This is a genomic window from Actinomadura rupiterrae, from assembly GCF_024172125.1.
Classification (GTDB): domain Bacteria; phylum Actinomycetota; class Actinomycetes; order Streptosporangiales; family Streptosporangiaceae; genus Spirillospora; species Spirillospora rupiterrae.
Genome location: NZ_JAMZEA010000005.1, coordinates 391,923 through 405,925 on the forward strand (window position 1 = coordinate 391,923; position 14,003 = coordinate 405,925).

At 74.2% G+C, this 14,003-nt stretch carries 11 protein-coding genes; 5 read left to right on the top strand and 6 right to left on the bottom strand.

The annotated features are described in order from the left end of the window. The first annotated feature begins 2 nt into the window (after positions 1-2). Positions 3-1,961 carry a Stk1 family PASTA domain-containing Ser/Thr kinase gene (gene pknB / locus FHU30_RS18605; RefSeq protein WP_253877336.1) on the top strand — a complete coding sequence of 653 codons (1,959 nt, stop codon included), beginning with the start codon at positions 3-5 and terminating at the stop codon, positions 1,959-1,961. A gap of 45 nt (positions 1,962-2,006) precedes the next feature. Beyond that, a complete protein-coding gene (locus tag FHU30_RS18610; protein WP_253877338.1) occupies positions 2,007-2,858 on the top strand; it encodes a deoxyribonuclease IV in 852 nt (283 codons plus the stop codon). Between the two features lie 479 nt (positions 2,859-3,337). On the opposite strand, the gene FHU30_RS18615 is transcribed toward FHU30_RS18610, so the two are convergent. From FHU30_RS18615 to FHU30_RS18635, 5 genes are all read right to left on the bottom strand, one after another. Beyond that, positions 3,338-5,041: a sodium:solute symporter family transporter gene (locus FHU30_RS18615; RefSeq protein WP_253877340.1), complete on the bottom strand. Its 1,704-nt coding sequence runs from the start codon at positions 5,039-5,041 to the stop codon at positions 3,338-3,340. Next, positions 5,038-5,532 (bottom strand): hypothetical protein, encoded by a 495-nt coding sequence (locus FHU30_RS18620; protein ID WP_253877342.1) that lies wholly within the window; start codon positions 5,530-5,532, stop codon positions 5,038-5,040. Before FHU30_RS18620 ends, FHU30_RS18615 begins: the two co-directional genes overlap by 4 nt. Positions 5,533-5,698: 166 nt before the next feature. After that, a complete protein-coding gene (locus FHU30_RS18625) occupies positions 5,699-6,514 on the bottom strand; it encodes a LytR/AlgR family response regulator transcription factor (protein ID WP_253877344.1) in 816 nt (271 codons plus the stop codon). 109 nt (positions 6,515-6,623) lie between these two features. Continuing rightward, positions 6,624-7,988, bottom strand: a complete 1,365-nt coding sequence (locus FHU30_RS18630; protein WP_253877346.1) for a histidine kinase — start codon at positions 7,986-7,988, stop codon at positions 6,624-6,626. Positions 7,989-8,247: 259 nt separating this feature from the next. Then, entirely contained in the window at positions 8,248-8,952 is a 705-nt protein-coding gene (locus FHU30_RS18635; RefSeq protein WP_253877348.1) for a molybdopterin-dependent oxidoreductase, read from the bottom strand. Between the two features lie 274 nt (positions 8,953-9,226). Here FHU30_RS18635 and aroF point away from each other — a divergent pair, with 274 nt between their 5' ends. The 3 genes from aroF to FHU30_RS18650 all read left to right on the top strand — a co-directional run bounded on the left by aroF (position 9,227) and on the right by FHU30_RS18650 (position 12,516). Beyond that, positions 9,227-10,267, top strand: a complete 1,041-nt coding sequence (aroF, locus tag FHU30_RS18640) for a 3-deoxy-7-phosphoheptulonate synthase (RefSeq protein WP_253877350.1) — start codon at positions 9,227-9,229, stop codon at positions 10,265-10,267. A gap of 387 nt (positions 10,268-10,654) precedes the next feature. Beyond that, positions 10,655-11,572, top strand: coding sequence for an EamA family transporter (locus FHU30_RS18645; protein WP_253877351.1), 918 nt, complete (start codon positions 10,655-10,657; stop codon positions 11,570-11,572). A gap of 41 nt (positions 11,573-11,613) precedes the next feature. Beyond that, entirely contained in the window at positions 11,614-12,516 is a 903-nt protein-coding gene (locus tag FHU30_RS18650; RefSeq protein ID WP_253877352.1) for a DUF5954 family protein, read from the top strand. Between the two features lie 22 nt (positions 12,517-12,538). Here the strand turns inward: FHU30_RS18650 and thiI are convergent, their stop codons facing one another. Continuing rightward, complete coding sequence (thiI, locus tag FHU30_RS18655; RefSeq protein WP_253877353.1) at positions 12,539-13,765, bottom strand: tRNA uracil 4-sulfurtransferase ThiI; 1,227 nt, start codon at positions 13,763-13,765, stop codon at positions 12,539-12,541. Positions 13,766-14,003: the final 238 nt, after the last annotated feature.

A 14,003-nucleotide genomic window follows, 5' to 3' on the forward strand; every position in this document is an offset into this window, starting at 1 on the left:
GCGTGGACACCACGGTTGCAGATCCCCTCGTCGGGCAGGTGCTCGACGGGCGCTACCGCATCGAGTCGCGGATCGCCCGCGGCGGCATGGCCACGGTGTACCTCGCCCGGGACGTCCGGCTGGACCGGGTCGTCGCGATCAAGGTCATGCACGCCGGGCTCGCCGCCGACGAGGAGTTCGTCGCGCGGTTCATCGGCGAGGCCAAGGCCGCGGCGGCGCTCTCGCACCCGAACGTGGTCGCGATGTACGACCAGCGCACCGACGGCGAGCACGCGTTCCTGGTGATGGAGTACGTGCCGGGCCGCACGCTGCGCGACCTGCTGGCCGAGCGCGGCCGGATCGGGCCGCGCGAGGCGCTCGGCCTGCTCCAGCCGGTGCTGGCGGCGCTCGGCGCGGCGCACCGCGCCGGGATGGTGCACCGCGACGTCAAGCCCGAGAACGTGCTGATCACCGAGGACGGCCAGGTCAAGGTGGCCGACTTCGGGCTGGCCCGGGCCGAGTCGGCGAGCAAGATGACCAAGACCGGGCTGATCATCGGCACGGTCGGCTACCTCGCGCCCGAGCAGGTGGTGTCCGGGAACGCCGACGTCCGGTCCGACGTCTACGCGGCCGGCATCCTGCTCTACGAGCTGCTCACCGGCGCGCTCCCGCACCAGGCCGACTCGCCGCTGGCGGTCGCCTACAAGCACGTCAACGAGGTCGTCCCGCCGCCGTCGCAGGCCGTCCAGGGCCTGCCGCCGCAGGTGGACGCGCTGGTGACGCGGGCCACCTCGCACTCCCCCGACGAGCGGTTCCAGGACGCCAACGCCTTCCTGGCCGCCGCGGCCGAGGTCGCGGGCGGCCTGCTGCCCGACATCGACCAGCGGATCGCGGACGCGCAGATGCGGCCGACGTCCGTCCTGGAGAACCCCGGCGAGCCGCGCAGCGGCCACACCGCCGTCTACGACCCGCGCACGATGCCGGAGGGCTACCCGCCGGACGAGGTCCCGCCGCGCCGCACCGGCGCCGACCGCGCGATCGGCGCGGTCACCGGCCGGTACGCGCTGATCGCCGTCGCCGCGGTCGCCGCCGTGGTGCTCGGCTGGGCGATCTGGTGGCAGACGTCCGGCCAGTACGACCACGTCCCGGACAAGATCGTCGGGATGAGGGTCGCGGCGGCCGAGAGCAAGCTGCGCGGCGAGGGCCTGCACGTCCGGCTCGGCCGGGCCGCCTACAGCGACCGCGCGAAGAAGGGCACGGTCGCGGCGTCCGATCCGGCGGCCGGGGCGCGCGTGTCCAAGGGCCAGACGGTCACGCTCACGCCGTCCCTCGGCAAGACGCCGCGGGAGATCCCGGACGTCTCGGGCTCCTCGCTCGGCGACGCCCGCAACAAGCTCAAGGAAGCCGGCTTCACCGTCGGCGAGGTGAGCCAGGCGACCTCGCAGACCGTCGCGAAGGACAAGGTGCTGCGCACCGACCCGACGGCGGGCACCAAGGTCTCCCCGGACGACGGGGACGTCAACATCGTCGTCAGCACCGGCATGACCATGCCGAGCCTGGTCGGCCGGAACGCCGACGAGGCCACCAACACGCTGAAGTCGATGGGCCTGACCGTCGAGACCAAGAAGCGCAAGGACAAGGGCAAGCCCGCCAACACCGTGCTGGAGCAGCAGCCCGCCCCGGGCACCGGCCTGTCGCGCGGCGACAAGGTCACGCTGATCGTCAACAAGCAGGACTGCTGGGTCAACCTGGGCAGCTGGCACCTCGGCTGCGACAACAACGACCAGGGCGACCAGGCCGACCAGCTGCCTGTGCCGAGCGTCACCGGCCAGTCGGTCGACGACGCCCGCAGCGCCTTGGAGGACGCCGGGTTCCACGTCAGTGTGCAGGGCGCGTTCGGCGACACCGTCCGCATCCAGTACCCGTCCGGCGGCAGCCAGGCCGCGCGCGGCTCCACCGTCACCCTCGTCAAGGGGCCCTGAAGCCCGGGCAGGAATGTCGTGGCCCCCGGATAGGCTGGACGGTCTATGACCGTTGAGAAGAGCCCCGTCGGGGGGCACGTGCTGGTGGCCGGGGGCCTCGCCACCGGGGGCCTGAAGTACGCCGAGAAGATCGGCGCCGAGGTGGTCCAGGTGTTCACCTCGAACCCGCGCGGCTGGGCGCTGCCCGAGGGCGACCCCAAGCAGGACGCGATGCTCCGCGAGCGCGACGACATCCCCGTCTACGTCCACTCGCCGTACCTGGTGAACTTCGGCTCGCCGACCCCCGAGACGCTGGAGAAGTCGCTCGCCGCCGTCCGGCATTCGCTGCGGCGCGGCCAGGCCATCGGTGCGCGCGGTGTCGTCGTCCACACCGGGTCGGCCGTCAGCCAGACCTACGACGCGGCGATGGCGCAGATCCACGAGCACGTCCTGCCGCTGCTGGAAGAGATCCCCGAGGACGGCCCGGACCTGCTCCTGGAGCCCATGGCGGGCCAGGGCGCGATGCTGTGCGCCAAGGTCCAGGACCTCGGCCCCTACTTCGACGCCCTGGAGCGCCACCCGAGGCTGGGCGTCTGCCTCGACACCTGCCACGCGTTCGCGGCGGGCCACGACCTCGCGGCGCCCGGCGGCGTCAAGGACACCATCGACGCGCTCGTGGCGACCGTCGGCGAGAACCGGCTCAAGCTGGTCCACGCCAACGACTCCAAGGACGTCTGCGGGTCCAAGAAGGACCGGCACGAGAACATCGGCAAGGGCCACATCGGGGAGGCGCCGTTCGCGGACCTGTTCCGCCACCCGGCCGTGGCGGGCGTCCCGTTCGTCATCGAGACCCCGGGCCGCGAGCCGGCCCCGCACGCCGAGGACATCGCGACCCTCAAGCGCCTCCGCGACGGCTGAGACGCGGCACGGCGCCTGAGACGCGGCACGGCGCCCGGTCCGGAAATCCGGACCGGGCGCCGAGACGAAAAAAGCTCGGACGCCGCTGAACAACCCCCCGACTGTCCAGCGGCGCCCGAGCGGTAGGCCAGTGGATCCCACCCCCCCGGTACGGGATCCTCTGGCGCGATCCGGCGGTCGACTGGCGCTCGCCGGATCTCCGTGGTTGCCTTTCGTGTCCTCTCGGGACCTGTGTCGCTTCCCGGTGACACAGAGAACACTAGAGGTGAGATGTCTCGTCCGGCGCCTTGCGAAACCCGTGATTCGGTAAACGGTGCGTAGTCAGAGCTATACGTAGCGTAGTCGCACGACGAACGGTACCTCCAGCACGACGAACGGTCGCCCGCCGGGCGGGCCGCACGGCGGATCACCGGACGGCACGGCGGATCACCGGACGGCACGTCAGGGGCCGCGCGGCAGGTCAGGGGACGCGCGGCAGGTCAGCGGACGACGATCTCTTCCGGCAGGTGCATCCTGGCCAGGGCGCGGTCGGCGCGCTGCGGGACGGACCGCCGGGACGCCAGCGACACGCCGACCATCACCGCGAGCGAGGCTGGGGCGAGGATCAGGGCGGGCTGGGCGAGGAGCGCGGCCGTCCAGCCGTGCCGGGGGCCGAGGAACAGGCCCGCGCCGCCCGCGACGACGGCGAGCCCGCCGCCGAACGCGAGGCCCGCGCCCGCGCCGAGCGGGGTGAGGCGCCGCCACCACAGGCCGAGCAGCAGCAGCGGGCACAGCGAGCAGGCCGACACCGTGAGGGCCAGCGTGACCAGGCCCGCCGCGCCGCGCGTCCCGGCCGCGCCCGCCGCGCACAGCGGGACGGCCAGCGCGAACAGCGCGCCGATCCGGAAGCTCCCGGTGCCGCCGCGCAGGAAGCACTGCGAGACCGTCCCGGCGATCGCGACCACGACGCCGCAGGTGGTGGAGACGAACGCGGCGAACGCGCCCGCCGCGACCAGCCCGACCAGCAGCGAGCCGGGCAGGCCCGGCGCGAGCCTGCCCGGGAGCGTGAGGATGGTCGCGTCGGTGTCGCCGGTCATCAGCAGCTCGGGCGTGTAGAGCCGTCCGAGCGTCCCGTACAGGGCCGGGAACAGGTAGAACAGCGACAGCAGGACGGGCACCATCGCGGCCGTCCGGCGCGCGGCGCGCCCGCAGGTGTTGGTGTAGAAGCGCATCAGGATGTGCGGCAGGCCCATCGTCCCGAGCAGCACCGCCAGCAGCGCCGAGTAGGTCGTGTACAGCGAGTGGTCGCGGCCGCGCCCGGACGGCATGGACCACGCCCCGCCCGTCCGCGCGAGCCGGGCCGCGTGCGGGACGGCCGCGCCGCGCGGGAACAGCAGCTCGGCCCCGGCCCCGACGCGGTGCAGCCCGGCGGTCAGCACCACCTCGTCGCCGTCGTGCCGGCCGTCGTCCACCGGGCCGCTGACCGTGGCGACGGTGTCCACCGAGACCCGGACGGCCGAGTCGGTCTGCACCCGGATGGTCGTCGCGCGGGCGAACACCGGCGGCCCGGCGGGCGTGCTCGCGCCGTCCAGCCGCCACAGCACCAGCAGCGCCGCCGCCGGGACGGCCACCGCGAGCAGCTTCACCCAGAACTGGACGGCCTGGACCGCGGTGATGCTGCGCATCCCGCCGGACAGCGTGATCGCGAGCGCGACTCCGACGACGACGATCCACCCGGCCCAGACCGGCGCGCCGGTCAGCACCCGCAGCGTGACGCCCGCGCCCTGGAACTGCGGCAGCAGGTAGAACCAGCCGATGAAGCACACGCACGCCGAGACCGTCCGCCGCACCGCCACCGAGCCGAGCCGCCACTCGGCGAAGTCGGAGATCGTGTACGCGCCGGACCGGCGCAGCGGCGCCGTGACGAACGCGACGAGCAGCACGAACCCGCCGGTCGCCGCCACCGGCAGCCACAGCGTGTCGGTCCCGTAGGCAAGGACGAGCCCGGCGGTGCCGAGGAACGCCGCCGCCGAGATGTACTCGCTGCTGATCGCCGAGGCGTTCCACAGCGGCGTCACGCCGCGCGAGGCGACCAGCAGGTCCGTGGCCGTCAGCCGGGTCCGGCGCCCGGCCGCGCCCTGGCGGAGCGTCGCCGCCACCACGGTCAGCACCGACAGGGCCGCGGCGAGCGCCGCCCCGCTCACGGACGGCTCACCAGCCGGACGAAGTCGTGCTCGGCGGACTCGGCCAGCCGCGCCTGGCGGCGGGCGGCGAGGATCCAGAGCGGCTGGATCCCGGCGGCGAGCAGCAGCCAGGGCAGCGGCAGGCCCAGCATCCGGCCGCGGGCCGGCCCGGACGCCAGCTCCAGCAGCGGCAGCGCGGCGACCACGGCGAGGACGATGCCGCCCGTCCCGAACGCGGTGCGGAGCTGCGCGCGGACCAGCGTGCGGACGTACACGGCGCCCAGCTCGGTCTGCTCGTCCAGGTCGGCGGCGATGTTCCAGTCGTGGTCCAGCCCGGACGGCCCGGACCGCTCGGACGGCCCGGACCGCCCGGAGACCCCGGCGGCGCCGGAGTAGGGACCGGTGTACGGCTCATCCGCCCGCACCGGAAGCGACCGCGCCGCCCGCGTCCGCGGACTCGCCACCACCACCCGCCGGGGCTCGGCCCCGGCGGCCCGCGCCGCTTCCGGCATCGGTGGCACCGCGGGGCGCGGCGGCTCGGGGGCCGGGGAGGCTGCGGGCGGCGGCGAATTGCGCGGCGGTGTCGGCGCGGGCCGCCGCTTGGGCTCAGGCATCGCTGTCGGCGCGGGCCGCCGCTTCGGCTCAGGCATCGCTGTCGGCACGGGGCGCCGCATCGGCTCAGGCATCGCTGTCGGCGCGGGCGAGGGGGGTGTCCGGGGTGTCGCCGTGCCGGAACCGGCGGACGAGCAGGTCCCGGACGGCGCGGGTGTGGCGGCGGCTCACCGGCAGCAGCTCGTCGCCGATCTGCACGGCCGCGCGGCCGCCGTCGAAGCGCAGCTCGGTGATGTGCTGGGACGCGACGAGCGTGCTGCGGTGGATGCGGATGAAGCCGGAGTCCTCCCAGCGGCGGGCGAGCGAGGCGAGCGGCATCCGGACCAGGTAGCTGCCGTCGGCGGTGTGCAGCCGCACGTAGTCGCCCTGCGCCTCGACGTGGGTGACCGAGCGGCGCGACACCAGCCGGGTGCGGCCGCCGAGCTCGACCGGGATCATCTCGTCCTCCTCCGGCGCGCCGGACGCGCCGCCGGGCCCGCCCGGGTCGTCCGGCCTGCCGGTGCGGCCCGCCGCCTCGGCCACCCGCCGGACGGCCTCGGCGAGCCGCTCCCGCCGCACCGGCTTGAGCAGGTAGTCGAGCGCACCCAGCTCGTAGGCGGCGACGGCGCAGTCGTCGTGCGCGGTGACGAACACCACGGCGGGCGGGGCGGCGAACCCGGCGAGCAGGCGGGTGAAGTCCAGCCCGTCCAGGCCGGGCATCCGGATGTCGAGGAACACGGCGTCGAGCCGCTCCCCCGCCACGAGCATCCGGGACAGGTCGCGCAGGGCGCACGCGGCGTCGCCCGCGCCGCCCACCCATTCCACTCTCGGGTCCTCCCGCAGCAGATAGGACAGCTCCTCCAGGGCGGGCACCTCGTCGTCGACGGCCAGCACGCGCAGCATGAGACGACCTTGCCCGCCATCACCGTCCGTCCGCAATCGGTTTCGCCAGGTAACGCTGGACGGGCTCGAACGGCGACGCGCGGCGCGCCGGGCGCGGACGCCCGGCGCGTCAGCCGGGGAAGGACGCCGGGCGGTACTTGGGCACCCGCAGGTTCACCTTCGTGCCGGCGCCGAGCGCGGTCTCAACGGTCAGTCCGTATTCATCGCCGTAGACCTGCCGCATCCGCTCGTCCACGTTGGCGAGGCCGATGCCCGCGCCGCCGCCGCGGCCGTTCCCGCCGGACGCGTTGCGACCGGATCGGTCGCGGGCGCCGGTGCCGGGCGCGAGGATCTGGCTGAGCCGCTCCGGGTCCATGCCGACACCGTCGTCCTCCACGCTGATCGCGGCCTCCGCGCCGTTGTCCCGCGCGACGATCCGGATGCGGAACTCGTCGCGCGCCTGGCCCTGCATCCCGTGCCGGATCGCGTTCTCGACGAGCGGCTGGAGCGACAGGAACGGCACCGCGACCGACAGCACCTCCGGCGCGACCTCCACGCTGAACTGGAGCCGGTCGCCGAACCGCGCGCGTTCCAGCAGCAGGTAGCGGTCGATGGAGCGCAGCTCGTCCGCGAGCGTGGTGAACTCGCGCGGGTTGCGGAACGAGTAGCGGGCGAAGTCGGCGAAGTCGAGCAGCAGCTCACGCGCGCGCACGGGGTCCGTCCGGACGAACGAGGCGATCGTCGTCAGCGAGTTGTAGACGAAGTGCGGGGAGATCTGCGCGCGGAGCGCCCGCATCTCGGCCTCCGCCAAGCGCGCGCGGGACGAGTCCAGTTCGGCGAGTTCGAGTTGGCCCGCCACCCAGCGCGCGACCTCGCCCACCGCGCGCACGCGCGTAGCGGACGGCTGCGGCCCGTACGCGACGAGCGCGCCCACCACGTGCCGTTCGATCGCCAGCGGCGCGACGACCGCGACGCGGATCGGGCAGGACGCGTCGCCGCACGCGATCGGGTCCGTGCTGACGACGCGCGGACGCCCGGTCGCGAGCACCGGGCGGGCGTGCCGGGTAGCGGCGTCCGCGTGGCCGTCCGCGCCGACGCCGTCCCAGGCGAGAAGCACGGCCGCGGCGAGCGGGTCGTCCTCGTCGGGCTCGTCGTCCGCGCCGACGCCAAGCAGCGTCGCGACCCGCCCGGACGCGGCGGACGCCCCGGACGGCGCGACCGTCCCCGGTGGCGCGGCGACCAGCGCGATCGCGTCCGCGCCGAGCAGCGCGCGCAGGTGCCGGGCCGCCTTGCGCGCCGAGTCGCTGGTCAGCCCGGCGCGCAGCGCGGGCGACGCGCGGGAGATGGTGTGCAGCGTGGCGAAGGTCGCCTCGTCCGCGGGGTTGGCGAAGCCGCGCCTCCTGGTGCGGCGCAACCGGGACAGGACCGCCGCCCCGGCCGCCACGGCGGCCATGGAACCGGTGCCCATGACGTCGAGTACGGACGGTGCGCCCATGACGACCTAAAGTAACGCCCTTGACGCCCGCACGTCACAGTTTCCGGACACCCCCCAGGGCCGACTCCGGCCACGCCCCGACCAACGCACCCGCCGACAGGGCCGCCCCAACGCCCTGCACCCCGGCCGGAAAGGACCCGCCCGCCGCCGGGCTCGGAGAGACCGGCGGCGGGCGGAGGTAGTGATCGGTGGCGGGCGGAGGTAGTGATCGGTGGCGGGCGGAGGTGATGATCGGTGGGATCTCGCTCGCGGGGCGGGGTCAGAGGGGCGGGGAGTCGGTCTCGTCCTCCTGGTAGGAGTAGCGCTGCTCGTGCCAGGGGTCGGCGACGTTGTGGTAGCCGCGCTCCTCCCAGAAGCCGCGCCGGTCCTTGACCATGTACTCGACGGCCCGCACCCACTTCACGCTCTTCCACGCGTACAGGTGCGGGACGACGAGGCGGATCGGGAAGCCGTGGTCGGCGGGCAGGCGCTCGCCGTCGCGGTGCGTGGCGAACATCGTCCCGTCGGCGAGGAAGTCGCTCATCCGGATGTTGGCGCTGTAGCCGTACTCGGCCCACACCATCACGTGCGTGACGTCCGGGTCGGGCGGCGCCAGCTCGACGATCGCCGTGCCGGGGACGCCCTCCCAGTGGTTGTCGGGGATGGTGAACTTGGTGACGCAGTGGAAGTCGGCGACGGCGGAGGCCCGCGGGAAGCCGTCGAACTCGTCCCACGTCCAGCGGTACTGCCCGCCGGTGGCGGTCGCGCCGAAGACGCGGAAATCCCACTCCTTGGGACGGAACTTCGGGACGGGTCCGTAGTGCAGCACGGGCCAGCCGCGCGGGACGTACTGCCCGGGGGGCAGCGCCTTCCGCCCGGCCCGCTCGCCGTCCCCGGGGGCGGCGTCGGGACCGGGCCCCGCGGCGGCGGCCGCGCCGGTGCTCGGCTCGGGGGTCTGTTCGGACGGTGTCTCGGGTCGCGGCATGACCCGGCCATCCTGCCATCCGGCGTGAGCTGAGCCATATTCGGGGCCCTCGCCGCCCGCACCCGCCCTGATGGGCTACTGTGTGCACGTGCGCAACGTCGTCTATCTCTTTTGGTTCGACCAGCCCGGGCGGCTGGTCTGCCAGACGTTGCGCTGACAGACCTCACGCGGAAGAGCCCCGGGCCTAGACAGGCCCGGGGCTCTTTTCGTTCACGGGGTCGACCACCGCGGGATCCGGCCGGACTCCCGCACGGGCACGAGAGGCAGCACCACCATGGTCATCGTCATGGCTCCGGAAGCCAACGAGGCGGATATCAAGGCCGTCGTCTCACTGGTCGAGACGGCGGGGGGCGACGCGTTCGTCAGCCGGGGCGTGGAACGCACCATCATCGGGCTGGTCGGCGACGTCCAGCAGTTCGGCTCCCTCAACCTGCGCTCGCTGCGCGGGGTGAGCGACGTCGTCCGGATCTCGGCGCCCTACAAGCTGGTCAGCCGGGAGAACCACCGGGAGCGGTCGGTCGTCCGCGTCGGCGGCGTCCCGATCGGCCCGGGCACCATGACCCTGATCGCCGGGCCGTGCGCGGTGGAGACCCCGGAGCAGACCCTCGCCGCGGCGCAGATGGCGCAGGCCGCGGGCGCGACGCTGCTGCGCGGCGGCGCGTTCAAGCCGCGCACATCCCCGTACGCGTTCCAGGGGCTCGGCGAGGCCGGGCTGCGCATCCTCGCCGACGTCCGCGCGGAGACCGGCATGCCCGTGGTCACCGAGGTCGTGGACGCCGCCGACGTCGAGCTGGTCGCCTCCTACGCCGACATGCTGCAGATCGGCACCCGCAACGCGCAGAACTTCGCGCTGCTGCAGGCCGCCGGCGAGTCCGGCAAGCCGGTCATGCTCAAGCGCGGCATGAACGGGACGATCGAGGAGTGGCTGATGGCCGCCGAGTACGTCGCGCAGCGCGGCAACCTCGACATCGTGCTGTGCGAGCGCGGCATCCGCACCTTCGAGAAGGCCACCCGCAACACCCTGGACATCTCCGCCGTCCCGGTCGCGCAGCGCCTCGGCCACCTGCCCGTCATCGTCGACCCGTCGCACTCGGGCGGCAGCCGCGACCTGGTGCTGCCGCTCACCCGCGCGGCGATCGCGGTCGGCGCGGACGGCGTGATCATCGACGTCCACCCGCACCCGGAGACCGCGCTGTGCGACGGCCCGCAGGCCCTGGTGGACGGCGACCTGCGCGAGCTGGCCAAGGTCGTCCGCGAGCTGCCGCCGCTGGTCGGCCGCACCCTCACCGCCGAGCCCGACGCCGTCCTCGCCTGACCCCGCCCCCTCACCCGGCCGATTTCCGGGGGCGCCCCCGGGCGCTCTACGCCGCCGCAGGACGAAGCCATCCCACCGGACGCGCTATCCTGCGAGCGTGGAGTACTGGACCCCCAACTGCGGACCGCCCCGCTCCTGACCGGGGCGCGGCGAGCTCTTCTGAGACCTGACGACCGGGTCCGGCGCTGATCGGCGCCCGGCCCGTGTCCTTCCGCGTCCCGAAACCGGATGGCATCCTCCGTTTTCGAGACCGGGAGCGTTCTCTCCATGTCCCTGCGTTCCGCTCTGCCCCGGCGTGCCCTGACGCGCCTTTCCGACACGTCCGGAACCCGCTCTTCCGGAACCGGTACGCCCTCTGACAGCACGGCCGGTGGCCGCCGGCCGCGCTTGGGCGGGTCGGCGGACGTGCTGCTGGCCGCCTCGCTCTGGGGCACCACCGGGACCGTCCGCACCTTCGCGCCGGACGGGACGTCCAGCGTGTCGGTCGCCGCGCTGCGGATGGTCCTCGGCGGGCTGCTGCTCGCCGGGGTCGTCCTCGCCACGGCGCGTGCCGACCTGCGCCGGCTGCTGCGCGCCCGCCGCGCGCTGCCGATGCTGGCCGGCGGCGCCGCCGCGATGATCGTCTACCAGACCGCGTTCTTCGTAGCGGCCGGACGGACCGGAGTCGCGGTCGCGACCGTCGTCACGATCGGCAGCTCGCCCGCGTTCACCGGAGTGATCGGCCTGGTCACCGGGCGGTCCCGGCCGACCGGGCGGTGGCTGGTCGCCACCGCCGGGGCCGTCGCGGGCTGCACGGCCCTGGTGATCGGCGGACGCGGCGCGGGTGTCGAGCCGGTCGGCATCGCGCTCGCGCTGCTGTCCGGGTTCGCCTACGCGACGTACGCCACGCTGTCGTCGGTCCTGATCATGCGCGGTGAGCGCGACCGCTGCGTCGTCGCCGCGCTGTTCGGCCTGTCGGGGCTGGTGTCGCTGCCCGTCCTGCTGCTGGACTCCCCCGGCTGGCTGGTCACCGGCACCGGCCCGGGCGTGGCGCTCTACCTGGGCGTGATCGCCACGGGCGGCTCCTACCTGCTGTTCGCGCGCGGCCTGCGCACCACGCCCGCGACCACGGCGACGACGCTGACGCTCGCCGAACCGGCCGTCGCGTCCGTGCTGGGCGTGGCCGTCCTGGGCGAGCACCTCGGCCCGGTCGCCCTGTCGGGACTGGGCTTCCTGGCCGCCAGCCTGCTGGTGCTCGTCGTCCCGATTAACCGAACTGCCCGAACCGCCGGGTTCCCCGGTCGCCAAGGCAACAAAATGGTCTGAACCACTCGCCACGGCACGTGCGCGCGAGGATGATGACCGGCATGACTACGGGCGATGGGGACGCCGGGGGTCGGTTGTTCCCCGAGGACCTCGACCGCGTCGATCCGGTGGCCGCGGTGATGCTGGCGGACGCGTGCCGGGCCATCACCGCCTACCCCGAGCTGCGGGTCGTGGGAGCGCTGTTCACGGCAGCCGAGCGGGTGGAGCGGGGCTGGCAGGTGGTGACCCCGTGCGACCCGGTGCCCGAGGGGGCGCGCGAGGTGCTCGCCGACCACCTCGGGGACCGGGCGGCCCTCGCCGCCGGCGCGGACGCGCGGGACCTGCTCGCCGCGGCCCGCGAGCTGCGGATCGGCGCGCGGGACGAGGTCCGCGCCGCCGGCCGGACGTTCCGGATCGTCCGGATCGAGCAGCTGGTGCGGTCCGGCCCGGACGGCCCCGAGCCGCCGCGGCCGAGCGACCTGGACCCGCGGCCGTCCGTCCGCCGGGTCGCGCCGCGCCCGTACGAGCTGCTGGACGACGGGCGGCTCCCGCCCGACATGGCCGCGTCCGAGCTGCTGTGCCAGCTGCTCGACGCGGCCGCGCACGCGGGGGCCGAACCCGCGTCCGAGGCGTTCCTCACCCCGCTGCCGATGAACCCGGCGTTCGCGGTGGCCGAGCGCGCGGGCGCCTCCTGGCGGCCGACCGGGCGGCTGCACGACAGCCCGCGCGCCGCCCGCGACTCGCTCGCGGTGTACTTCCGGCACGTCGTCCCCGCCGTGGAGGACCCGGCCGAGGACGAGCGGGCGGCCTACACGGCGGCGGCCGACCTGATGGGCGACGGCACCCGCCGCAACGGCATCGAGGTGGCGGGGCGCCGGTTCCGGATCGTCCGCATCGAGCGGATCACCCTGATGGGCCCGGACGGCCCGGAGCCGCCCAGGCCCACCGACCTGGACGGCCTCTGACCTGCGCGGACTACCGGAGCGGTCAGGAGTCGCCGTAGACCGGGCGGTGCTCCTGGACGCTCTCGACGAGCTGCTCGGCGAGCTCCTCGACGTCGAGGCGCTTCTCGATCTGCCGGAGGTCGTCGATCTTGGCGCGGGTCTCGGCGCGGCGCGGGGCGAGCATGGTGCAGCAGTCCTCGTCCGGCAGCTCGGAGATGGTCAGCGTCCGGATCTTGCGGGCCTGGTCCATGATCTCGGACTTGTCCATGCCGACCAGCGGGCGCAGGATCGGCAGCTCGACCGCGTCGTCCAGGGCGGTGATGTTGGCGAGGGTCTGGCTGGACACCTGGCCGAGCGCGTCCCCGGTGATCAGCGCGGCGCCGCGCATCCTGTGCGCGAGCAGCTCGCCCGTGCGCAGCATCAGCCGGCGCTGCGCGATCACCGCGAGCCGGTCCGCGCCGGACGTCTTGATCTGCTGCTGGGCCTTGCCGAACGGCACCACGAACAGCCGGGACCCGCCCTGGAACTTGTCCAGCTCGCGGACCAGCGCGTACGCCTTGTAGATCGACTCCGGGCCGGTGAACGGCATGCCGGAGAAGTGCAGGTAGTCGACGCGCAGGCCGCGCCGCATCATCCGGTAGGCGGCGACCGGCGAGTCGATGCCGCCGGACATCAGCACCAGGGCGCGGCCGCTCATCCCGACGGGCAGGCCGCCCGCGCCGGGGACGCCGCCGGAGAACACGAACGCCTCGTCCCGGTCGATCTCGATGGAGACCGTGATGTCGGGGTTCTTGAGCTTGACCGGGTTGCCGTAGACGTCGTTGATCTTGCCGCCGACCTGGCGGTCCAACTCCGTGGAGGTCAGCGGGAAGCGCTTGTCGCGGCGCTTGGACCGCACCGCGAAGCTGCCCTCGCGCCCGGCCATCAGCTCCAGCGCGGCGCGCTCGACGCTCGCCACGTCCTTGCCGACCCGCCAGGCGCGGTGCACCCAGACGATGCCCATCACGTCGGAGATCCGCTGGACGATCCGGTCGACCAGCTCGACGTGGGCGTCCTTGGTGCGGACGATGAACACGCCGTGCCGGCGGATCACGTCCACCTTCGCGATCGGGCGGACGGCCGTGCGGACGTTGTCGGCGAGCCGCTTCTCGAACAGCTCCCGGTTCTTGCCCTTGAGGACGACCTCGCCCAGCTTCAGCAGCGCGCACGGTTCACCGTCGACCGGCGCGTTCTCCCGGACGGCGACGGACGGCGCCTCAAGCGTGGACATGCGGTTTCCTCCCGGGGTGGACACGGCCTGGGCGGACGCCGGGAAGGGCGTCCGGCCTCGGACGACATGAGAAAGGGCCGAACTTCTAGTGTGGCCCACGAACGCCAACGCCGCGACCGGACATTCTCTTCCCGGGCGCTCCCCCCGGACGACGCCCCGGACGACACCCCGGACGCGCGGACGCCCCGGGCGGCACCCCGGACGCGCGGACGCCCCGGGCGGCGCCCCGGACGCGCGG